Source organism: Agromyces sp. Y782, from assembly GCF_059445405.1.
The window spans coordinates 2,530,249-2,552,625 of record NZ_JCAIUG010000001.1; the positions used below are offsets into that span (position 1 = coordinate 2,530,249).

Consider the following 22,377-nt stretch of genomic DNA (forward strand, 5'->3'; position numbering starts at 1 on the left):
CTCACTCCGCGCGGAGAGACATGGGGGAGGCATCGCAGCGAGGCATCCGCTCGGCCATGAAGTCCGATTCCCGCGGTCGGTAGCGGCCATCGGCGCGCGCGTCGGGGTGAAGATGGAGTCATGCCCCGGCGCCATGCGACCCTGACGACACCCCTTGGCGACCTCTTGATCGTCGCCGAAGGCGACGCGCTCTTCGGCATCTACTTTCCGGGGCACTGGCATCCGCCCGGCGGCAACGCGATCGGCGTCGAGGTCGCCGTGCATGACGATGCGCTCATCATGCGGCTCGGCATCGAGCTCGACGAATACCTCGCAGGGGAGCGAACGACGTTCGATCTGCCGATGGCACCCGTCGGCGACGAGTTCCAGCACGCGGTATGGGCGATGCTCCGCGACATCCCCCACGGCGCGACGACCAGCTACGGGGAACTCGCTGAGCGCCTCGGCGACCGAAACCTCGCCCGGCGAGTCGGCAACGCGGTCGGGCACAACCCGCTCAGCATCGTGGTGCCGTGCCATCGGGTGGTCGGCGCCGACGGGTCCCTCACCGGTTACGCCGGCGGCCTCGAGCGCAAGCGGTTCCTGCTCGAGCTCGAGGGCGCAGCGGTCGTCGCGCAGGGGCGGCTCTTCTAGCGCCGGTGCAACTTCTCGTGCTTCTTCAGCGCCGTATCGAGATCCGGGTGTTGCGGGTGCGGTGTTCAGTGGTGATGGGGGTCTCGATACGCTCCTGCGTCGCTACTCGACCGGCGGGGTGGGGATGTTCGTTGATCGAGTAGGCGCGCCAGCGCCGTATCGAGATCCGGGTGGGGAGTCGACGGGCGAGGTCTCCCGCCACAGTGGCGCCTCGACGAGGGTGACGGCGTCGAGCGCGAGCAGCGGACCGTCGACCGAGCGACGGCGCGCCGCAGCATGCTCGGGCAAATGCACGGATGCCCCGGGGTGCAGCGGCACGATGCGCAGCACGAGCTGCGTGGCCGGCGTGATGCCGAGCTCGTCGAGGCCGATGACCCACGGGGTGCCGTCCCAGAAGCGGTCGGCGACTACGACCCCGTCGACCTCGAGACGGGCGACGTCACCTGCCCATTCGACCTCGAGCAGGCGGCGGCCGTGACGTGCTTCGGGGAGCTCGAGCGTCCACGAGGTGGCGTGCCGCGCGACCTCGTCGCGAGTCGGCGACGAGGCACGGCCTGCGCGCTCGCCGTAACTCGACGGCGGCGTCTCGCCGGGCGTCGGCATGCGTACCGCGATCGTCGACTCGCGCCCCCGCTCGCCGTCGAGCTCGAGATCGAACGCGACCGGCTCGAACCGGCCGGCTGCGGCGTCGTACTCCTGCACGACCGGCGCGGCGGCCGCGCGAACCGCGAGCCGCCCGTCGACGTCTTCGAACACGGCATCGGCGCTCAGCACGAGCCGTCGGCGACCGCTCGCGTCGAGCACCCACACCCGGTCGGCGAGCGACGAAGGAACGACGAGCACCGCGAGCCGCGTGTCGCCCTGCGCGAGTTCGACGCGTTGCGGTTGCGCAGCGTCGACGACCACGACACCGGGTGCAGGCGAGGTGAGAGCGGAGGTGTCGGCAGCGGTCACCGTCGCCGAGGTCGCGAGCTCGACGGGAATCCCGGCTTCGGCGACGAGCACGAGGGTGGGAGCACCAGCACCAGCACCAGCACCAGCACCAGCACCAGCACCAGCACCGCCACCGAGCACCGTCAGCGCCGACGCCGTCGCCCAGTCGAGTTGCACGCCCCCGAGCTCGAGGTGCAGCGGCCAATGCGCGATGGTGCCGGCCGGCACGTCGATGGGCGCGTGCGGCAGCACGGTCGTGCCGGCGTCGAGGGTCACCGCGAACCGCACGTCGCGCACGGTGCCGAGCGGCACGTGCGGCTGCTGCCAGGTGATGAAGAGCCATCCGGATGCCCCGTCGCTGCGCAACGCCCACCGCAGGGTGTCGGCGTCGTCGACGTTCGTCGGGTGGTGCGCGGGCAGCGTCGAGGGCATAGGCGCGAGTTCCGCGCCGAACGCCGTGAGGAAGGCGTGCTGGCGACGCAGCTCGGCGTGGCTCGGTGCGAGGCGGCCCGCCGCGCCGATCGGCGCATGGAAGTCGTAGTCGAACTCGGGCAGGTCATTCGGGTAGCCCGTATCCTGCGACTCCGCGAGGCCGGGGCGCGGGTTCGTGCCGCCCGCATACATGTAGTAGCCCTGCCAGCCCGAGCCGTTGCCGATCTTGTTGTGCGCTACCGCGGCGACATCCGCCCCGCTCAGTATGGGTCGGCGGTGGTACGCCGTGGCCATGCCCCCGCCGAGCTCGCACGTGGCGGCCGGGAACGACGCCGATGGCAGTCGGGGCGTCTCCGGACGCCGGCCGATGCCGGGGTGGTCGCGCAAGTCGGCGCCGATGCCCGGGTCGTCCCACGTGTGCGAGAAGAAGAAGTGCTCGCGAAAGGTCGTGTCCCACTCGTGGTCGGCGTCGACCCAGAAGCCGTCGCCGTAGCCGCCGTAGAGGGGCAGCACTTCGCCCTCTGGCAGCTCCGCGCCGCCCCACGCGGTCGCCGTGTAGATGGGCGCGACGAGGCCGTGGCGGCGCGCCATCGACTTGAGCGTGGCGAGGTGGCCGGGCTGGTCGTAGAGCTCGTTGTCGAGCTGGATCGCGATGACCCGGTTCGCCGGCCCGCAGAGCGGCGCGAGCTCGACGCCGAGCGCGGCGAACCAGGGCTCGACGAGCGCGAGGTAGCCGGGGTCGTCGCTGCGGTGCGCAACCGGCGCCTGCTGAACCCAATCCGGGAACCCGCCGTTGCGCACCTCGCCGTGGCACCATGGCCCGATGCGCAGCACGACGTCGAGCCCCGCCTCGGCGGCGCATCGCACGAACGCCGCGACGTCGAGGCCGTCGTCGAAGCTCGCGTGCCCGCGTTCGGGCTCGTGGTGGTTCCAGATCACGTAGGTCGCCACGACCGTGATGCCGCCAGAGCGCATGAGGCGCAGGCGCTCGTTCCATTCTCTGCGCGGCACGCGACTGTAGTGCAACTCACCCGACACGGGAATCGCGGGCCGACCGTCGAGCTCGACGTAGCGGTTCGTGAGCGCGACCCGCTCGTGCCGGTCGAGCTCGTTGGCCATCGCCGGTCGCGTGAGCGACTCGCCCCAGGGCTCGTGCGCCACGGTGAGCACGGCGGCGTCGCGCGCGTCGGGGGTGTCGGGTGCGTCGGCTCGCGATGGCGCAGGCGGCAGAACGGATGTCACGACGGAGTGCTCCTTCATGCGAACGGTGTGGCGAGTCTGCGAACAGTATGTCTGACCACTGCTTCGGCATGGTGTTGAATAAAATCCAGCCTTCTGTCGAAGGTGCCACTGCGTGCGCTGAACCTGGCGACCCTGTCTACCCTGGCGGACCCGGCATCGGCGCATCGCCCAGACGAAGGAGTTTCATGACCACCGCCAACCTCGTGCCGCAGCCCAAGGGCCCGTATGCGACGACCCGGCGCGTCGGCGACGTGCTCTACCTGTCGGGTCAGGGCTCGATCGATGTGAGCACGGGGGAACCGGTACTCGACGACATCCGTTCGCAGACCCGACGCACCTTCGAGAACATCGAGGCACTGCTCGAGGCCGAGGGCTTCGAACTCGGCGACCTCGCGCAGATCACCTGCTACCTCACTGACATGGACGAGTGGCCGGCGATGAACGAGGCCTACGCCGCGTACCTGGCCGATCGTGCCCAACCGGTGCGCACCGCGTTGCAGGTCTCGAGGCTGCCGTTCGGCATCAGCCTCGAGATGACGTGCGTCGCGCACCGCGAGAGCAGGAAGGGCGAGGGATCCCGCACCGAGGGCGTGTCGGCATGAGCGCCCCCGGTTCGACCTGGACCTGAGTTTCGTTCCGTGACGCCGACTCGTCCTCCACAGGCTGGTGCGGCAGCACGTTTTCCACAGGTTGATCAGGTATTTTCGCGACATCCGAATGTCAGGGGGTCGCGCGAGAATTGACTCATGGACGAAACCCGCGACGCGCTCGAGCAGCTCTGCTCGGCGGTCGTCGATGTGTTCCGATCCGATGACGCAGCGCGGTGCTCCGACGACGAGCTGCTGGCGACGATGGGCGCGCTCGAGCGTCTCGGCCGGCTCGTCGATGCACGACGCTCGGTGTATGCGGGTGAGCTCGGTGAGCGGTCGCGCGCAGAGCTCGGCAGCGAGCGGCTGTCGTGGCGCAAGGGGTGCCGCTCCGCTTCAGAGCTCATCGAGCGGGTCACCCAGGTGTCGGGTGTCGAGGCGCGGCGGCGCACCAGCCTCGGCGCGGCCACACGGGCCCGTGTCGCGTTCACGGGCGAGGCGCTCGAGCCGCAGTTCCCACTGGTCTCCGCTGCGCTCGCGGCCGGCGAGCTCGGGGTCGATGCGGCGTGCGTGATGGTGCGTGAACTCGAGCGCGCTCGCGGCGTCGCCGATCCGGTCGCATTCGAGGCTGCCGAACATGCACTCGTCACCGAAGCGACAGGCCAGGGCGATCGGGCACCCGTTCGCTGCACGGCCGATGAGCTTCGCGTGCAGGCCCAGGCATGGTCGACGTTCCTCGATCAAGACGGCTGCGAGCCCGATGATGAGCGAGCGATGCGACGCCGAGGGCTGCGGCTCGGGCGTGCGCGCGACGGGCTGCGGCGCACCCGATAGCGCAGGTGAAGCACTCGGTTGCCCTGAATCACCACGTCAGGATCCTCCAACAGGTGCTGCGCCTTGACCGACCCGAAGTAGCGCTTGCCGGACCCGAACACGACGGGTACGACGTCCATGCGCACCTCGTCGACCAGGCCCGCGGCAAGCACCTGGCCACCGACGTCGCCGGCGGCGACCTCGACCAGGCGGTCACCCGCAAGCTCCTGCGCCTTGGCCACGGCCGCCTCGACGCCGTCGACGAAGTGAAACGGCGCCTCGGGGTCCCATCCCTCGGGCTTCGGTCGGTGCGTCACGACGACCACGTGGTCGACCCCGCCCGGAGGTTTCCCGTCCCAGCCGTCAGTCATGTCGAAGACGTGGCGGCCGGCGATGGTCACCCCGACCTGGTCCCAGTAGGGCCGGATGTGGTCGTAGGACGCCTGCGACACGTTCAGGACGCCGCTGTCGTCCAACGGCACATCACCGCTGACCAACCACTCGAACAGCGGACCCGGATCGTCGTTCTCAGCCGCAATGAAACCATCCACCGAGACCGACGCATTCATGATCACTTCTCCCATGGGTTCCTCCTCTGTTCGGAGTCCCAAGTCTTGCGCGTAGTGAGTGGTCGCTCTTGTAAGAAATCAATCGGCTGGCAGTGGCCAGCCGTCCAGCTCGTGGTCGGGATGTTCGCGCAGGAATCGGCGCCGGCGCTCGACATATCGGGTCGGCGTGAGCCCGGTGAACTCCCGGAACTCGTGGACGAAGTGGGCCTGGTCGAAGTAGCCCGCGCGGGCGGCAACGTCGGCCCAGTCGATGGGTGCGGCGACGTCGATCGCCAACACGGTGGAGGTGAAGCGGTAGCTGCGAGCCAGCCGCTTCGGCGTGACACCGACAACCGCCTTGAACCGCCTCGCCACATAGGTGCTGCTTGCGCGACCTGCCACGCCGAGGTCGCCGAGCGGCACCGCTCCGCCGGTCGCCGCGATGGCGCTGCTCGTTTGGCGTACGAGGTCCAGGCCGTCGATCTCGCGCAGCCGTCGCGTCAGCTCATCTTCGAACAGCGTGAGCATCTTGTGCGGTCCGTCAGCCCTCGTCAGCCGGTCTCGCAGCTCGGCAATCGCCGCCGGGCCCCAAATCTGCGCGACCGTCGCCGGCCGGTCGCACAGTTCGCTTGCGGGCATCGGCAGGAACGGCGCCAGCCCCCACGGCTTGAAGTGCACGCCGACGGACCGGGTGCGGGGCGGGTAGCTGAACTCCCACGCGCGCGTGGGAGTGGTGACCACGCAGCCATCGACGTATTCCGCCACCTCGACAGCGGTGCCGGCGCGGATGAGGAACGGCATTCCGAGGTTGATGATGAGCAACGGCGCCGGCGCCGCCGGCAGCATCAGTCGGGAGTACGGCGGCGTACCCTCCAGGTAGTAGAGGTCGTCGATCAGCCCGTCGAGCGGCGGTCGCGGCATTCTGGAGACGTACTCCACGCCCACAGTATCGCTGACGCCCCGCCCCGAGTACACCCCGCATTGTGAAGAGCTGGTTTCCTGACGTCTGACTCGGGCGCCCATCGCAGATCGCCGTCGGCGGTCGGATATCTCGAGTGCTCAGGCGACTCCGATGGGCGAGCGATCGCCGCGGCATCCCACTTCGGCACTTGACGCCGACCGGCGGGCGAGTGAAGATTGACACGTTTCACGGGAAATCGCTTTCCCGACTTATCCGGCGAGCATTGCCGCCGCCGGACGCACCAAGGAACCGATCAAAGGAGATCCCGTGGGCCCACACGCCCGACCCCGCGGCGCGCGACCGTTCGTCGCCGCCCTCGCCGGCGCGGCGCTCGTCGCCGGCGCCGCGTTCACCGCATCGCCGGCAGTCGCTGCCGAGCCCGAGATCGACCTGAGCTTCGACTTCGGCGGGCCCGCAACCCCGGTCGCGGCCGGCTGGCTGGGCGTGAACCCCGCCACGAGCTACAGCGGCGAGCCGGGCTACGGTTTCACGACCGCGCCCGCCGCCAACGGATTCCGCGACCGCGGCGGCGACGACCTCATGGCGCGCGACTTCACGATCGGCAACACGCAGGCGTTCGCCGTCGACGTGCCGAACGGCAGCTACGAGGTCACCACGTGGGCCGGCGACCTCATCGCCGGCAACTCCACGAGCTTCGACGTCGAAGGCACCGCGTTCGCGGGGCCGCGCACCTCCATCGGGCAGGTGCACGAGCAGTACTTCCCGGCGATCACCGTCGCCGACGGACAGCTGAGCGTGCGCGTCACGGCCGGCGACGGCCGCATCAACGGCATCCGCGTGCAGACCCCGCTCGCGGCACCGGCCGGCCTCGCGGCATCCGACATCGATGCAGAAGGCGACCTCTCGGTCACCCTCGCGTGGCAGCAGGCGACGGATGCCACCGGCTACGCCGTCTACCGCGCCGCGCCCGGTGGCGAGCTCGTCGAGATCGCACGGCTCGCCGACGAGACCACCACGACGTTCACCGACACCGACGTCGCTCTCGGCGAGAGCTACGAGTACGCCGTCGCGACCGTGAAGGGCGAGCGCACCTCGCGGCCGAGCGAGGGCATCGAGGCATCCGTCACCGATGCCGAAGTCGAGAAGCCCGCGACGCCGACGGGCATCGCGACCACCGCGGTCAACCGCAACGACCTGGCCCTCGCGTGGAGCGATCCGGGCGACGCCGTGCTGTGGAAGGTCTACCGCTCGACTCGCGCCGACATTCCCTTCGAGCTCGTCGCCACCGTCGACGCGCCGGCCTTCACCGACACCGACGTGCTCACCACGCGGCCCTACCTCTACGAGCTCGTCGCGCTGAACGCGGGCGGCATCTCCGCCACGTCCGACACGTTCGCCACCGAGGTCGCGACGACGCTCGTGCGTCAGGCCGAGTACCTCGACCGGGCACCCGTCGCGGTGCAGACCGGCGATGGCGTCTACCTCGGCTGGCGACTGCTGGGGCTCGATGCGCGCGACCTCGGCTTCAACGTCTACCGCGACGGCGCGCGCATCACCGACGAACCGATCACCGACACCACGAACTTCGTCGACCCCGACGGCACGACCGAGTCGAGCTACCTCGTGACCGCGACGATCGGCGACCGCGAGGTGTCGGTGACCGACGAGTTCGGCGTGTGGAGCGACCAGTTCCTCGACATCCCGCTCGAGAAGCCGGCCGACGACGTCACTGCCGACGGCAAGCCCTACACCTACGCTCCCGGCGACGGCACGGTCGGCGACCTCGACGGCGACGGCGAGTACGAACTCGTGTTCCTCTGGAGCCCGTCGATCTCGAAGGACAACTCGCAGTCCGGCTACACCGGCAAGGTCTACGCCGAGGCGGTGAAGTTCGACGGCACGCGCCTCTGGCGCATCGACCTCGGCGTGAACATCCGCGCGGGCGCGCACTACACGCAGCTCGAGGTCTTCGACTTCGACGGTGACGGCCGGGCCGAGGTCGCGTTCAAGACGGCGGACGGCACGGTCGACGGCGTCGGCACGGTCATCGGCGACGCCAGTGCCGATTACCGCAACTCGGGCGGCTACATCCTGAGCGGGCCCGAATACCTGACCGTCTTCGACGGACCGACCGGAGCCGCGATCGACACCGTCGACTACGACCCGGGCCGCGGCAACGTGAGCGCGTGGGGCGACGCGTACGGCAACCGGGTCGACCGGTTCCTCGCGGGCGTCGCCTACCTCGACGGCGAGCACCCGTCACTCGTCACGAGCCGCGGCTACTACACGCGCACCGTGATCGCCGCGTGGGACCTCATCGACGGACAGCTCGTCGAGCGATGGAAGTTCGACTCGAACGACGCCGGCTCGCAGTTCGAGGGCCAGGGCAACCACCAGTTCGTGACGGCCGACGTCGACCGCGACGGACTCGACGAGATCGTCTTCGGCTCGATGACCATCGACGACGACGGCACGCCGCTCTACAACACGCGCCTCTTCCACGGCGACGCCCTGCACGTCGGCGACTTCGTCACCGACCGCGCCGGCCTCGAGGTCTTCGCGGCGCACGAAGACGTCAGCGGCAACGGCGGACTCGGCGCGACCATGCGCGACGCCGAGACCGGCACCGTGCTCTGGTCGACCAAGGCCACGAAAGACACGGGGCGCGCCACCGCGGCAGACATCGACCCGGCCCACCCCGGCGCCGAAGCCTGGAACATCGGCGGCGACGCCGCGTGGAACTCGCCCGTCGGCACCCTGAAGTCGGCCGCGGGCGAGGTGCTCTCGACCGACATCCCTGCGGCGAACTTCGTCACCTGGTGGGACGGCGACCTCACTCGCGAGATCACCGACCATGTGTACGACGAAGCCACGACGACCGGCGTGCCGACGATCTCGAAGTGGGACCCGGTCGCGCAGGAATCGGTCGAACTGCTGCGCGCCGACGGCACGTACACGAACAACACGACGAAGGGGAACCCGGTCATCCAGGCCGACCTGTTCGGCGACTGGCGCGAAGAGCTCGCGGTGCGCCTGCAGGACGGCAGCGGCATCCGCATCTACACGACGACGGATGTCACTGACGCACGCATCCCGACGCTGATGCACGACTCGCAGTACCGGGCCGGCATCGCCTCGCAGAACTCCGCCTACAACCAGCCGCCGAACCCGAGCTTCTTCATCGGCGAGGGCATGGCGGAGCCGCCGGTCGCGAGCATCGCGTACGTGAACGCGCCCACTGACGACGCGAGCGCGCCGGTCATCGCCGGCCTGCCGCAGGGCACGATCGTGGCCGACGCCCCGATGCAGCTCGCCATCACCGCCGACGACCCCGAGAGCGGCATCCGCTCGCTCGAGGTGACGTTCGACGGCGAGCAGGTCGAGGCGGATGCATCCGTCGACCTGGCCGGTCTCGCCGGAGAGCGGGTCGTCACCGTCCGGGCGACGAACCACGCCGGACTCGTGGCCGAGGCGTCGAGCACGATCCTCGTGGTGCCGGCCGACTCCGCGGCATCCGCCCCGGGTCGTGGCACGCTCTCGAACACGAGCGGCTGGCAGAACGGGCTGCGCGACGGCAACTTCGACGTGGTCATGAACCTGTGGTGGGGCACACCGGGCAGCATCTTCCGGCTCTACGAGAACGGCGAGCTCGTTGCGACTCGAGTGCTCGGCGACACGGCCGGAATGTCGCAGACGACGGGCGTCACCTTCGAGGGCAAGCCCGACGGCACGTACGTCTACACCGCTGAGCTCATCAACGCGAAGGGTGCAACGGCGACCACGTCGACGACGGTCACGGTGACGGATGCCGCGCCGGGCACGCTCGTCGTCAGCCACGACAACTGGGATCGGAACGCCGACTTCACCGCCACGGCGAACCTGTGGTGGGGCACGAACGCGACCTCGTACCGCTTCGAGCTCGACGGAGTCGTCGTGGGCTCTGGCCCGCTCGTCGCGGCTACGCCGTCGGCTCAGGTGGCGTCGGCATCGTTGACCGGGGTCGCACCCGGCGAGCACACCCTCGTCGCGGTGTTCGCGAATGCGAACGGCGAGACGGCGTCGAAGGCGGTGAAGGTGACGGTCAGGTAGCGAATCCGAGGGCGCAGGCGTGCTCGCCTGCGCCCTCGGTCGTCGCACCGTGGCGCCGCTCTCTAGGCGGGTCGCACCGCGTCGCCGACCGCGATCGAACCCGGCGACTGCGGCGCGAGGAGCACGCCGAACCACGTCTTGCCCTCCCACCGCCGATGCTTCGCGAGCGTGCGGATCGGCTCCTTGCCGCGGGCGAGGGTCTCGGGGTCGATCGTCGTCATCACGCAGCGGTCGCACACTTTCGTGATGCGGAATCGCACGCTGCCGAGGTCGATGAACGGCCAACCGTCTTCGGCGAACGGCTCGTCGCCATCGCCGTCGATCACGACATTCGGCCGGAACCGCAGCATGTCGAGCAACGGCGTCGACTCGTCGGTCCACGCGTTGAGCTGGGCGAGGGATGCCTCGCTCGTGAGCAGCAACGGGCCGGCGTCGGCGAGCGACATCCGATCGCCCGGCAGCCCGCCGTTCGCCGGGTTGACCGTGCGTTCACGGGGACCGGGCTGCCAGACGAGTCGCGCCTCGATGCCGAGCCGAGCGCTCAGCCAGGCGTCGGCCTCGGCGCCGGCGGGGAGCGCGGTGCCCTGCCGCGTATGACCGACGGGGATGGGCGGGGTGTCGGTCGGCGGGCGAACCAGCAGTGAGGCGTCGGCGCTGGCGCTGGCGCTTCGCCCGCGATCGCCGAGGAGCAACCCGCCGTCGGCGAGCGGCTCGGCTGTGAACGCGAGCATCTCGTTGTGCTCGCGCGCGGTCACGGGCGCGCCGGACGCGTCGACGACACCCCACCGGCGGTCGCCCGCGAGACCCCACGGCAGCACCACAGCCGAGTCGACGTCGAGTCCGGCGAAGGACTTCACCGGGTGGATCCGAAGGCGTGTCACCTGCATTCGAGAACACTAACGAATGCGCGGTCGTGGTGACTGCCGCGTGCAGGCCGCTGTCGGTGGGTGATGGGAGCGTATCGGCATGGCAACGCATGAGCACCGCATCCCATTGAGCATCGACTACGTCGAGATCTCGGTCACCGACATGGCCGCCGCGCAGGCCTTCTACGGCGCCGCGTTCGGGTGGCAGTTCACCTCGTACGGCGACGACTACGCGGGCATCCGCACCGCCGCCGAAGCAGACGGCGACGAGGCCGGCGGGCTCGCCCTGGCCGACGAGGTCGTGCGCGGCGGGCCGCTCGTGCTGCTCTACAGCGACGACCTCGACGCCACGGTCGTCGCAGTCACGGCTGCCGGCGGCGAGGTCGTCAACGGCCCCTACGAGTTCCCCGGCGGTCGCCGCTTCCACTTCACCGACCCGAGCGGCAACGAGCTCGGCGTCTGGGCCGCGTAGCGCACGGATGCCGCAAGCGGGCAGCACCCGCTTGCGGCATCCGCTTTTTCACTGCTACCCGTTGAAGTGCGCGAGGATGCGCCCGACCACGTCCGCCCGCTCCTCGTCGGTCGCGAGCTGCTCGAGCCCGAAGCCGAAGATGAGCGTGTCGGGTGTCGCGACCGACGCTACGAGCACCGCGAGGCCCTGCGCCCGCTCCCAATCACTGAAGTTCGCCGGGCTGCCGGCGGGAGGCCCGAGCACCTGCCAGGCACCGAGGCTCTCCTCGAAGCCCTCGGCCGTGAGCTCGCCCGACGCCGTGACGATCCTGGTGTCATCGAGGATGACGCCGAGTCCGCCCGAGCCGGGGTCGGTGACGTAGCTCACCACGAGTTCGATCTGCTGGTTCGCGTAAGCGGACAGGTCGAACGACACGGGGATCCACCCGCCTGAAGAGCCGGTCATCGCGTTCCACGAGCCCGTACTGCCGGTTGCGGTGCACGGGTTGCCGAGCGTGAGGTAGTGCAGGAGCTGCGGATGCACTCCGGCGTAGAAGCCCCCCTCGCATTCGGTGGGCGGGTCGGTGGATGTCGCGCCGCCGACCTCGGGCAGCGTGGTCCACGCGTCGGTGCCGGCCGGGCGCACCTCGACGAGAACATTGTCATAGCCCAGTTCGACGTCGAACGCGATCTGCGCCGTGAACGTCGGCGCATCCGTGGCTGTCAGCCCCGTCAGGTCCACGTTCTGCCCGAGACGTTGGTAGCCGTTGTCGACGTGACCGGCCGCTGCCGCCCACTCGCCCTCGATCGCGCCGAACGGATCGGCGTAGTCGGCGACCCCCGTGCTCTCGAACTGCGGGAACTCGTCGACCGGGAGCACATCGCTCGTGTTCACGAACGCTCCCGCCTCGTCGACGGGGTTGTCGACCGTCGCCGGGCCGCCGAACGCCGCTTCGAAGCCGTCGAGCGGGGGAGCGGTGCCCACGGTGCCGTCGACACCCACCGCGGTGCGTGCATACGCGCCCATCCAGTACTGCGTGAAGTCGTCGGCGAGCAACAGGCAGTCGGAGAAGAAGTCCTCCGTCACCGCGCAGTCCTCGTCCGGCGCTCCGTCGAGCCCGTAGTAGATGCCGCCGAGCGAGGAGCCGAGCTGCCCGTAGTACCCCGCGGTCTCGCCGGCGAGCGCGAGTTTGCCGCCCTCATTGAGCCAGTCGCGGATCGACATGGTGAGGTACTGCTGGCGCTCAGCGACCGAGAGGTCTTCGAGCGGACCGAATTGGAAGGTGTCGGTCAGGAAGTCCTCCGGATCCTGCGTCAGCCGGTTGTCGCCGAGATACCACAGCGCCGAGTCGTAGTGCGAGAGCACTCCGAGGTCGTGCGGAATTCCCTGCGCGTCGACGTCCCAGACATCCGGAGTCACGCCGTTCGCCTCGAGGGCCGCGACGTGCTCGTCGACGTACTTCGGCGCGGTCGTGCCGGCCGGATACGTCGGGTTCACGCCCGTGTAGTCCTCGTTCGCGATGACGAGCACGTTGTTTCCGGTGTCCTGTGCGACCTCATAGGTGAAGTGCTCACTCTCGACCTTCTTGAAGTTCCGGTTCTTCAGGATGTCGCGGAGCGAGGGCCGTGCCGAGAACCAGACCTCCACGGTGTCGCCCGCATCGGCCCCGCGCACCGTGCCCCGATACTCGGCGTAGTAGTCGTCGTTCTCGTCGCCGTAGCGTTCACCGCCCTGCCACTCCTTGACGGGTGCGATCCTCGTGCGCCCGTCGTTGATGCGGTAGTTCATGAACTTCGCGAGCAGGTCGCGCTTGGCCACGACCGCGACCGGCTGCGGGTCGCCGTACGAGACCGTGAAGCTGTCGACCTTGAAGTCGGGAGCGTCGAGGCCCACGGACGACACGGGGTCGTTCGGGTCGAGCGCCGACTCGGCAGTCGCGAGAGCGAACGGGATGTTCTTCTCGAACTCGGCCTGGATCAGCGCCTCGTCGTCGGGGAAGTTGAATCCGCTCTGGCAGTCCTCTGCGAGCCATTCGTCATCGTCGACCGAGTCGGATGCCGCCTCGCACGTCGACATCTCGGGGGTGAACCCGAGCGTGCCGTACGCCTCTTGCATGTGCGAGTCGATGTCGCCGTTCGTGGTGTACAACTCGGCGGAGATGTCGGGGTCGTACCCCGGAATCGCCGGGTTGGCGTCATCGCCGACCATCGCCTCGTAGATCACGTCGTCGGGCGACGGCGTCGCCACCTGCCAGCCGATGCCGTGCAGCAGCAGTTCGGCGGCCGAGTGGTAATTCACGAAGAACTCCGGCGTGATGCGGTCGAAGAGCTCGTCGAGCGCTTGCGTCTCAGGTTCGGATGCCGCGGAGGGACCGCGGTACGTCTCGCTCGCCGGGTTCGGCGACGAACCTTCGTTGTCGTAGCCCCAGCGCGTCGCGGAGTTGCGGTTCAGGTCGACGCCGTCGCCGGTGGTGATCACGCCGTCGCCGTTGTTGTCGCGCAGGTTCTTGCGCCAGAGCCGGTTGCCCGCTTGGAACGTGAAGTCGTAGCCGTCGGGGTTCGCGACCGGCACGAACCACAGTTCGGTCGAGTCCACGAGGTCGGTGATGCGCGGGTCGGTACCGTACGACGTGAGCACCAGGTCGAGCAGTCGACGCACCATCTCGGGCGTGATCCACTCGCGGGCGTGCTGCGCGCCGACGTAGACCGTCGTGGGGCGCTTGCCGTCTTTCGCCCGGTCGACGTTCTTCGTGACGCGCACGGCAGCGATGTCCTGCCCGTTGGTCGTCTGTCCGACCACCTGCACTTCGGCGATCTTCGGATGCGCCGCGGCCTGGGACATGAGCTCCCCGAGCAGTCCGCCCTCGCCGCTGTAGGGGCGGAACACGCCCTCTTCGGCCTGCAGCGAGCGCCGCTGCGCGCTCGGCGCCTTCTCCTGGAGGTCAGCGCCGCTCGCTTCGAGCTGCGCGGCCTGCTCGCCCGAGATGATCACCTCGACGTCGACCTGGCCGGATGCCTCGGCGCTCGGTGACGCGACGATCTCGTGCCGGTCCACTCCGAGGTCCACGATCGCGGCGAGTCCCTCGGCATCGACGGTGCCCGTGTAGACGGCGAGCTGGTCACCTCCGCCGGGTGGTGGTGCGGGTATCGCGACACTCGGCGTGGCGCTGAGTGCGGTGATGACGAGTGCTGCTGCAGTAGCGGCGGCGAGCTGGCGGGCTGGGCTGGTGCGGAACATGGCGTACCCCCTCGTAACGCGATGACGTCATACCGGGTGGTTCTCGAACGTTCGAACCCGACGATCGGTCGTGACATGAACGTTGCTCATCTTCGTCCCCTCTTCAGGGGCCGTCAACAGTTTCGGCAGATCACACGCATGGATCGCACCGATGCCGCATCACACCCACGCCCGGCGCACGGCCTCGGCACCCAACTGGAGCCGGGTCGTGACACCCGCCGTCTCCATGAGCTCGGCCACACGCCGCTGCACGGTGCGCACCGAGATGCCGAGCTGGGCGCCCGCCGCGGCATCCGTGAGGCCCAGCAGCAGAAGTTTCAGCAGGTCGCGGTCGACCGCATCGTGCGCGCCCGGCAGCTCGCCGGCCGAGACGAACTCGGTCGACGTCGACCAGTACTCCTCGAAAATCGCGATGACGAGGTCGAGCAGGCCGCTCGGATGCACCAGCAGCGCGCCCGACGACCGGTCTTCGCCGTGCGATCGCATCGGGAGCAGCGCCATGTCGTCGTCGGAGATGATGAGCCGGGTGGGCAGCGTCGGCAGCACCCGGATCTCCTCGCCGAAGGGCGCCGACTCGCGGGCCGCGTCGATGAAGCCGGGCCATTCGAGCACCGCCTTCTCGACGATCACTCGGTAGGTCACGCCGCGGTGGAGTGCGTCATCCTCGGCCGTGTTCTCCTCGGCGTCGAGGAAGGCCACGTCGCTCAACATGAACACGCGCACCTGCTGCGTCGCCGAAGCCTGCAGCTGCGCGAAACGCTGGCGCACGGCATCCGCCCCCAGCACGACATCGACCACATCGGGCGCCGTGCGCTGCGCGGCCCCACTGCGGTAGATCTCGCTCAACTCCACGAGCGCCTCGTGCGCCTGGGTGAGCCGGCGTTCGCGGTCGAGGAGCATCGGGCGCAGGGCCAGCGACGGCGGCGAGGCGACGACCCGGTCGGGAGCGGATGCCTGCCGGGCGAGCAACCCGAGACGCTCGAGTTCGGCCACGATCGCGCGCACGTCGGCGGGCGACTTCCCAGCGGATGCCGCGAGCTCGTCGACGCTCGCCGACGGCGACTGCAGGATGAGCCGATACAACGAGGTGTGCTCGTCGTCCAGTCCGATCGCCTCGAGCACGAGTGCCTTCCATTTCTCGCCGGCCACGGTCACGTCGGTCGCCGTTGAGGTGGCGGATCACAGCCATGGCATCTCTCCGCCACCACCCTAGCCAACAGGCCGTGAGAGGTTGCTTGGCAAGCCAGTTCGTACGCGTGAGAGGTATCCCTAATGCCACGAAGCATCAGACCATCCGCACCACGGCGCCGATCGATCGCCGCCGCCATCAGCGGCCTCGCGATCGGCGTCGCCGGAGTCGGCGCAGCCGTGCTCCCGGCCAGTGCCGATCCGGCCGGTGGCGGCACCCCGCCACCGGCCGTCTCGGCCGCGGCACCCGCTCCCGCCGGCGGCTCGCACACCGTCACCCTCATCACCGGCGACCGGGTCACCGTGACCGACCTCGCCGGCGGCACCCACGCGGTCGAGATCGACCCCGTCGACCCCGGCGAGGGGTTCCAGACCCTCGACGTCGACGGCGAACTGCACGTGCTCCCGAGCGGTGCGATGCCGTTCATCACGGCCGGCGTCGTCGACCGCGACCTCTTCAACGTCACCCGGCTCATCGAGTACGGCTACGACGACGCCTCGGTCGACGCGACCCCCGTGATCCTCGAACTCGACGACGGGTCGGCAGCACGCAGCTTCGCCGCCCCCACACCCGGTGTCGAGATCGGCACGCCCCTTGCGAGCATCGGCGGCGCCGCGGCGACGGCGGATCACGCGAGCGCCGAATCGACCTGGGCAGCACTGACGGATGCCGCGGCATCCGATGCCCGCAGCTTCAGCGCTGAAGGAGCAGACGGGGCCGACGGCGCCGTCAGCCTCGGCGGCGGCATCGAGGCGATCCACCTCGACGGCAAGGTGCAGGCGACGCTCGACTCGAGCGTGCCCTACATCGGAGCGCCCGAGGCGTGGGCGGCCGGCTACACCGGCGACGGCGTGACGGTCGCGGTGCTCGACACCGGCTACGACGACACCCACCCCGACCTCGCCGGCCGGGTGCTCGCCGACTCGACGAGCTTCGTGCCCGGCGAAGCGGTCTCCGACGACGTCAACGGCCACGGCACGCACGTCGCCTCGACGATCGCCGGCACCGGCGCCGCGAGCGGCGGCACCCACCGCGGCGTCGCCGACGGCGCCGACCTCCTCATCGGCAAGGTGCTGAGCGGCGCCGCCGGTGAGGGCCAGGACTCGTGGATCATCTCCGCCATGGAGTGGGCCGGCGAACGCGCCGACATCGTCTCGATGAGCCTCGGCACCCGCTACGGCGACGACGGCACCGACCTCATGTCCCAAGCGCTCAACGAGATCTCGGCCGAGACCGGCGCGCTCTTCATCGTCGCCGCGGGCAACTCCACGGCGCCCGAGACGATCGGCTCGCCCGGCTCCGCCGCAAGCGCACTCACGATCGGCTCGGTCGACGACCCGACCGGCGCCCTGTCGTGGTTCTCGAGCCAGGGCCCGCTCGTGCGCTCCGGCGCGCTGAAGCCCGACCTCGCCGGCCCCGGCAACGACGTGACCGCCGCCCGCTCGGCCGACAGCCCCGGCGAAGGCTCCTACATCGGCATGAGCGGCACCTCGATGGCGACCCCGCACGTCGCGGGCGCTGCGGCGATCGTGAAGCAGCAGCATCCCGAGTACACCGCCGCGCAACTGCGGGCCGCGCTCGTCAGCACGGCGACGGATGTCGGGCTCACGCCCTACCAGGTCGGTTCCGGCGTGGTCGATGTGGCCGCCGCGATCGAGGCCGACATCGTGGCTTCCGGTTCCGGTGACTTCGGCATGCTGTCGTGGGGCGAAGACGCGGCCCCCGTGGCTCGCACGATCGAGTACGCGAACCGCGGCGACGCCGAGGTGACGATCGAACTGACCGCCACGCTCACCGACACCACGCCGATTGCGGGCGGCGGTCTCGAACCCGGACGCGCGGCCGGCGCTGCCGCCGAGGCATCCGATGTGCTGACCATGGATGCCACCTCGCTCACGCTCGCCGCGGGCGAGACCAAGGCGGTCACGCTCACGGCCGACCCTGCGAAGGTGCCCGCGGGAGCGCAGCTCTCGGGCGTGCTGACGGCGGCCGTCGACGGCGACGCGGTCACGCGTACGGCGCTCGGCATCATCGCCGAAGCCGAACGCTACGACCTCACCGTCACGGCGACCGACTTCGACGGCGAACCGCTCGAGACCTACGGATGGATCTGGAACGCCGAGACCGGCTGGTACACCTCCTTCGGCGTCGCGGGCGAGACCACGCTGCGACTGCCGGCCGGTCTCTACTCGGTGATGTCGTTCATGGACGTCGCCCGTGAGGCCGACACCCAGACCATCGCGCTCGTCGGAGACCCCGACGTCGTGCTCGATGGCGCAGCGACGGTCGCGTTCGACGCCCGGGCCACGAAGCCCGTGACCGTCGATGTCGGCGAAGACGGGCTCGAGGCCACCGTGCGTCGCATGGACTACCAGGTCGACGGCTTCACCGGCAGCGTGTTGGCACCCGTGTGGGTCGACGAGCTGTACGCCCAGCCGCTGGAGGCGACCGAGGCGGAGAGCTTCGACTTCACGACCCGGTGGCGGCTGCAGGAGCCGACCCTCTCGCTGAAGGCCGGCAAGGAGTCGCTCGACCTCATCCCGCAGGTCGGATCGACACTGCTCGACGGCAAGATCCGCGCCGGTGCCGTCGACGTGGGACTCGGCAGTGCCGAGGAGTTCGCCGCGGTCGACGTGGCCGGCAAGGTCGCGGTCGTGACCCGCTCCGACACCGTCTCGGCCCCGGCGCGATCGGCGAACGCGGTCGCAGCGGGCGCTGCGCTGCTGCTGACCGTCAACGACGGTGACGGCGAGCTCAGCGAATGGGTCGGCTCCGAGGACTACGTCAGCGACACCGCCATCCCCGTCGCCGCGATCAGCGGCGTGCAGGGTCGCCGGGTGCTCGAAGCGATCGCGCAGAAGAAGGTCACCGTCACGGGTGAAGGCATCGTGGACGCCGACGAGATCTGGGACATCGCCCGCTACAGCGACGGCAAAGTGCCCGAAGACCTCGATTACCGCCCGCGCGGGCTGACTCGCATCGACACGACCTACCGCGGCGAACCCGGCCCGGTCGCGGAGTTCCGGTGGGACTTCGTGCCCGGCGTGGAGTACGGATCGGGCTACCCGATGCGCACGACACGCGGCCTCGAGCGCACCGAATGGGTGAACACCGACCAGGTCGAGTGGTATCAGGACGCCACGGTCGTCGACGCCGGATGGCAGGTGCGCGACATCAAGCGCGCTTACGAGCCCGGCCAGAAGCTCGAGACGAGCTACTTCGGTTCGATCGTGCGGCCGTACGTCGGGCCCGGCTACTGGGCGCCGCACCGCTCGGGCGACAACGTGCAGGTGAACCTGCCGTCGTGGGCCGACGGGGCGAGCGCTGAGCGCACCGGCACGTTCGACGTGTTCTCGGGCGCCGTCGACCGTGCGCAATTCACCGAGGTGTACGTCGACGGCGAGCTTGCGGGCTCAGGGCCGTACCAGGGGGTCAACGTCTGGGGGCTGCCCGATGGTGAGTCCGAGTGGCGCGTGGTGAACACCGCGACGCACGACGGCACGTACCTCGCCTCGTCGACGTCGACCACGACCGAGTGGACCTTCCGGTCCGCCGGAACGGCGGGCGACTACACCACCCAGCTGCTGCCGATGCTGCAGGCCTACTACGACATCGACATTGACGCTTCGGGCAAGGCCGGCGCCGGCCGCAAGGCGGGTGCACCGGTCAAGCTCGACCTCGAGCTCGGGCACCTCGCCGGGGCATCCGGCATCGCAGCGATCACCGACGCGACGCTCGAGGCACGAGTCGAGGGCGGTGACTGGCAGCCGGTCGAACTCGACGTCACCTCGGCCGACACCACGGTCGACGAGCCGTCGGAGGAGTTCCTCTCGATCTTCCCCGAGGGGCGTGACGTCGTCACGGCCTACGCCGCCGAGATCGACGTGCCGAACGCGGGCGCGTGGGTCGACCTGCGAGTGACGGCGTCGGATGCCGCGGACGCGACCTTCAGCCAGGAGATCGTGCGGGCATTCGAGGCGACGGCCGCGAAGAAGGGCGACGGACACGGCGGTGGTGGCGGACACGGCGGCGGCGGACACGGCGGTGGCGGACACGGCGGTGGCGGCGGACACGGTGGCGGCGGCCACGGCGGTGGCGGGTACGACTGGCCCGGCTGGCCGGTCGGTGGCCGCCACTGATGACGGACGCCGGATGACCCGGTGATCGTGCTGAGGCCCGAGCGACTTCCCCACCCGGGGTCGCTCGGGCCTCAGTTGCTCGGGCCTCAGTCGTCGTGGCGGTCGCGACGGCGCGTGCGCGGCTCGTCGAGGCCGAGGTGCACGCGGGTGCGCTTGCGCTCGAAGACGATGAAGCCCGCGCCGATCGCCCACAGCGGCAGCTGCGTGAGGAAGGCGAGACGGAACGCCTCGAGACTGTAGGTGTCGGGAGTGCCGGCGCCCTGCGCGTCCATGGCGATGCCGATGAACAGGATCGCGAGAAGGGCGGCGAGGAACCCGCCGACGTTCACGATGCCCGTGGCCGTGCTGAGTCGATGGCGCGGGTTGTAGGTGCGGGCGTGATCGAAGCCGATCATCGAGGCGGGGCCGCCCGTGCTGAGCGCCAAGGCGAGCACGAAGAGCAGCCACAACGGTGCCGAGCCGGGCCAGAGGATGACGGCGAGCCATGCGGCCACCTGGACGGCGATGATCGGCAGCACGAGCATCCGCGATCTCCGCATCGGATGCCGACTCGACAGCGCGCCGATCACCGGGCCGACCACCATGCCGGCGACGACGTAGACGCTGAAGATCAGCGAGGCCATCGCCGCAGAGAGGCCCTCGCCGACCGTGAGGAACGGGAAGCCCCACAGCAGGATGAACGCGGTGCCCGAGAACGGCGCCGTGAAGTGCGACCAGAACGCGAGCCGGGTCGCCGGGTGCGCCCACGACTCGCGGAAGCCCTGCCGCAGGTCGGCCGACGAGGTCACCGCGTGCATGGCGCCGGTCGCGGTGTCGACGCTCACGTCGGAGTCGCGGCCCGGTGGTCGGTTGCGGATGACGGCGAAGGTCAGCACGGTGAAGAGCACGCCGAGTCCGGCGAGGCTGCCGAACGCGACGGTCCAGCTCGTCGCGTGCAGCAGGGCTGCGATCGGCAGGATCGCGAGCAGCTGGCCGCCCTGGCCGACGATGCCCGTGAGCTGCACGAGGAACGGCGCCTGCCGTTCGGGAAACCATACGGCGACGACGCGCAGCACGCTCGGGAAGATCGCCGCGTCGCCGGCGCCCAGCAGCATGCGGGCGAAGATCGCCGTGCCGACGTCGGGTGCGAAGGCCATCACGAGTTGACCGATAGCCATCACGAACATGCCGATGGTGATGATCGGTCGGGCGCCGAAGCGGTCGAGCAGCAGCCCGACCGGGATCTGCATCGCACCGTAGACGAAGAGCTGCACGACGGCGAAGAGGGAGAGCACCGAGGCATCCGCGTCGAATCGGACCGCCGCGTCGACGCCCACCGCCGACAGCGAGGTGCGGTTCGTGATCGAGAGCACGTAGGCGGCGACGCCGACACCCCAGACGAGCCACAGGCGCCAGGGGCGCACGGGCTGCGGGATGATCGTCACGCTCCCATCCTCTCGCGGAGCGGGCCGGTGCGCCCACTTGACCGACGGTCGACCCGGCGGCGCGCGTGCTACGGTATCCTGCATACCGACCAGACGGTACGGAACGCGAAGGAGCGCACGCGGTGCAGAGATTCGAGGGCAGGGTCGCCCTGATCACCGGCGCGAGCCGCGGCATCGGGTTCGCGGTGGCGAAGCGACTCGTGGCGGAAGGGGCATCCGTCGTCATCACCGGTCGCAAGCAGGAGTCACTCGATGCCGCCGTCGCCGAACTCGGCGCTGACCGGGCGAGCGCCGTCGCCGGCAAGGCCGACGACGCCGAGCACCGGGCCGCGGTCTTCGCCCACCTCGCCGAGCGGCACGGGCGGCTCGATCACCTCGTGAACAACGCGGGCATCAACCCGGCCTATGGCCCGGCGCTCGAGATCGAGGCATCCGTCGTGCGCAAGATCCTCGAGGTCAACGTCGTCGCCGCCCTCGAGTGGACCCGCGACGCCGTCACCGCCGGGCTCGATCGTTCGATCGTGAACCTCGCGTCGATCTCGGCCCTCGCCGCGAGCCCCGGCATCGCCTTCTACGGCGTCTCCAAGGCCGCCCTCGTGAACCTCACGACGCAGCTCGCCTACGAGCTCGCACCCGGCATCCGCGTCAACGCCGTCGCCCCCGCCGTCATCAAGACCGCATTCGCCCGCGCGCTCTACGAAGGGCGCGAGGCCGAGGTTGCGGCCGAGTACCCGCTCCGCCGCCTCGGCGAACCCGACGACGTCGCCGGCCCGGTCGCCTTCCTGCTCTCCGACGACGCCGCGTGGATCACCGGCCAGACACTCCCGATCGACGGTGGCGGCAGCATCCGCCCCGTCGGGTGAAGGATTGAA

At 69.9% G+C, this 22,377-nt stretch carries 14 protein-coding genes; 7 read left to right on the forward strand and 7 right to left on the reverse strand.

The window, feature by feature from the left end; translation table 11 throughout:
- The first annotated feature begins 120 nt into the window (after positions 1-120).
- A complete protein-coding gene (locus tag AC1C2S_RS11500) occupies positions 121-633 on the forward strand; it encodes a methylated-DNA--[protein]-cysteine S-methyltransferase (RefSeq protein WP_495352658.1) in 513 nt (170 codons plus the stop codon).
- Between the two features lie 102 nt (positions 634-735).
- Here AC1C2S_RS11500 and AC1C2S_RS11505 read toward each other — a convergent pair whose 3' ends face one another.
- A complete protein-coding gene (locus AC1C2S_RS11505) occupies positions 736-3,258 on the reverse strand; it encodes a beta-galactosidase (protein WP_495352659.1) in 2,523 nt (840 codons plus the stop codon).
- 167 nt (positions 3,259-3,425) lie between these two features.
- On the opposite strand from AC1C2S_RS11505, the gene AC1C2S_RS11510 reads away from it, so the two are divergent.
- Positions 3,426-3,842 carry a RidA family protein gene (locus tag AC1C2S_RS11510; RefSeq protein WP_495352660.1) on the forward strand — a complete coding sequence of 139 codons (417 nt, stop codon included), beginning with the start codon at positions 3,426-3,428 and terminating at the stop codon, positions 3,840-3,842.
- A gap of 144 nt (positions 3,843-3,986) precedes the next feature.
- Positions 3,987-4,661 carry a DUF222 domain-containing protein gene (locus AC1C2S_RS11515; protein WP_495352661.1) on the forward strand — a complete coding sequence of 225 codons (675 nt, stop codon included), beginning with the start codon at positions 3,987-3,989 and terminating at the stop codon, positions 4,659-4,661.
- On the opposite strand, the gene AC1C2S_RS11520 is transcribed toward AC1C2S_RS11515, so the two are convergent.
- Positions 4,568-5,224: a dihydrofolate reductase family protein gene (locus AC1C2S_RS11520; RefSeq protein WP_495352662.1), complete on the reverse strand. Its 657-nt coding sequence runs from the start codon at positions 5,222-5,224 to the stop codon at positions 4,568-4,570. The genes AC1C2S_RS11515 and AC1C2S_RS11520 overlap by 94 nt on opposite strands.
- Before the next feature lie 63 nt (positions 5,225-5,287).
- Positions 5,288-6,127, reverse strand: a complete 840-nt coding sequence (locus tag AC1C2S_RS11525) for a helix-turn-helix domain-containing protein (protein ID WP_495352663.1) — start codon at positions 6,125-6,127, stop codon at positions 5,288-5,290.
- A 289-nt stretch (positions 6,128-6,416) separates the two neighbouring features.
- On the opposite strand from AC1C2S_RS11525, the gene AC1C2S_RS11530 reads away from it, so the two are divergent.
- Positions 6,417-10,199 (forward strand): rhamnogalacturonan lyase family protein, encoded by a 3,783-nt coding sequence (locus AC1C2S_RS11530; protein ID WP_495352664.1) that lies wholly within the window; start codon positions 6,417-6,419, stop codon positions 10,197-10,199.
- Positions 10,200-10,261: 62 nt separating this feature from the next.
- On the opposite strand, the gene AC1C2S_RS11535 is transcribed toward AC1C2S_RS11530, so the two are convergent.
- Positions 10,262-11,086: an MOSC domain-containing protein gene (locus AC1C2S_RS11535; protein WP_495352665.1), complete on the reverse strand. Its 825-nt coding sequence runs from the start codon at positions 11,084-11,086 to the stop codon at positions 10,262-10,264.
- Between the two features lie 79 nt (positions 11,087-11,165).
- Here AC1C2S_RS11535 and AC1C2S_RS11540 point away from each other — a divergent pair, with 79 nt between their 5' ends.
- Entirely contained in the window at positions 11,166-11,537 is a 372-nt protein-coding gene (locus tag AC1C2S_RS11540) for a VOC family protein (RefSeq protein ID WP_495352666.1), read from the forward strand.
- Between the two features lie 54 nt (positions 11,538-11,591).
- Here the strand turns inward: AC1C2S_RS11540 and AC1C2S_RS11545 are convergent, their stop codons facing one another.
- Both AC1C2S_RS11545 and AC1C2S_RS11550 read right to left on the reverse strand, forming a co-directional pair.
- Positions 11,592-14,753: a M14 family metallopeptidase gene (locus tag AC1C2S_RS11545; RefSeq protein ID WP_495352667.1), complete on the reverse strand. Its 3,162-nt coding sequence runs from the start codon at positions 14,751-14,753 to the stop codon at positions 11,592-11,594.
- A 159-nt stretch (positions 14,754-14,912) separates the two neighbouring features.
- Complete coding sequence (locus tag AC1C2S_RS11550; protein WP_495352668.1) at positions 14,913-15,908, reverse strand: TrmB family transcriptional regulator; 996 nt, start codon at positions 15,906-15,908, stop codon at positions 14,913-14,915.
- A gap of 117 nt (positions 15,909-16,025) precedes the next feature.
- Here AC1C2S_RS11550 and AC1C2S_RS11555 point away from each other — a divergent pair, with 117 nt between their 5' ends.
- On the forward strand, positions 16,026-20,081 hold the full coding sequence (locus AC1C2S_RS11555; RefSeq protein ID WP_495352669.1) for a S8 family peptidase: 4,056 nt from the start codon (positions 16,026-16,028) through the stop codon (positions 20,079-20,081).
- 86 nt (positions 20,082-20,167) lie between these two features.
- Here AC1C2S_RS11555 and AC1C2S_RS11560 read toward each other — a convergent pair whose 3' ends face one another.
- On the reverse strand, positions 20,168-21,505 hold the full coding sequence (locus AC1C2S_RS11560) for an MFS transporter (protein WP_495352670.1): 1,338 nt from the start codon (positions 21,503-21,505) through the stop codon (positions 20,168-20,170).
- A gap of 122 nt (positions 21,506-21,627) precedes the next feature.
- Here AC1C2S_RS11560 and AC1C2S_RS11565 point away from each other — a divergent pair, with 122 nt between their 5' ends.
- The gene (locus AC1C2S_RS11565) at positions 21,628-22,368 is read left to right on the forward strand and encodes an SDR family oxidoreductase (protein ID WP_495352671.1); all 741 of its coding nucleotides are present in this window, start codon (positions 21,628-21,630) and stop codon (positions 22,366-22,368) included.
- Positions 22,369-22,377 lie beyond the last annotated feature (9 nt).

Coding starts and splice junctions, on each gene's coding strand:
- AC1C2S_RS11510 (WP_495352660.1), top strand. CDS start 3,426: ATGACCACCGCCAACCTCGTGCCGCAGCCCAAGGGCCCGTATGCGACG.
- AC1C2S_RS11500 (WP_495352658.1), top strand. CDS start 121: ATGCCCCGGCGCCATGCGACCCTGACGACACCCCTTGGCGACCTCTTG.
- AC1C2S_RS11555 (WP_495352669.1), top strand. CDS start 16,026: ATGCCACGAAGCATCAGACCATCCGCACCACGGCGCCGATCGATCGCC.
- AC1C2S_RS11540 (WP_495352666.1), top strand. CDS start 11,166: ATGGCAACGCATGAGCACCGCATCCCATTGAGCATCGACTACGTCGAG.
- AC1C2S_RS11535 (WP_495352665.1), bottom strand. CDS start 11,086: ATGCAGGTGACACGCCTTCGGATCCACCCGGTGAAGTCCTTCGCCGGA.
- AC1C2S_RS11520 (WP_495352662.1), bottom strand. CDS start 5,224: ATGGGAGAAGTGATCATGAATGCGTCGGTCTCGGTGGATGGTTTCATT.
- AC1C2S_RS11515 (WP_495352661.1), top strand. CDS start 3,987: ATGGACGAAACCCGCGACGCGCTCGAGCAGCTCTGCTCGGCGGTCGTC.
- AC1C2S_RS11545 (WP_495352667.1), bottom strand. CDS start 14,753: ATGTTCCGCACCAGCCCAGCCCGCCAGCTCGCCGCCGCTACTGCAGCA.
- AC1C2S_RS11505 (WP_495352659.1), bottom strand. CDS start 3,258: ATGAAGGAGCACTCCGTCGTGACATCCGTTCTGCCGCCTGCGCCATCG.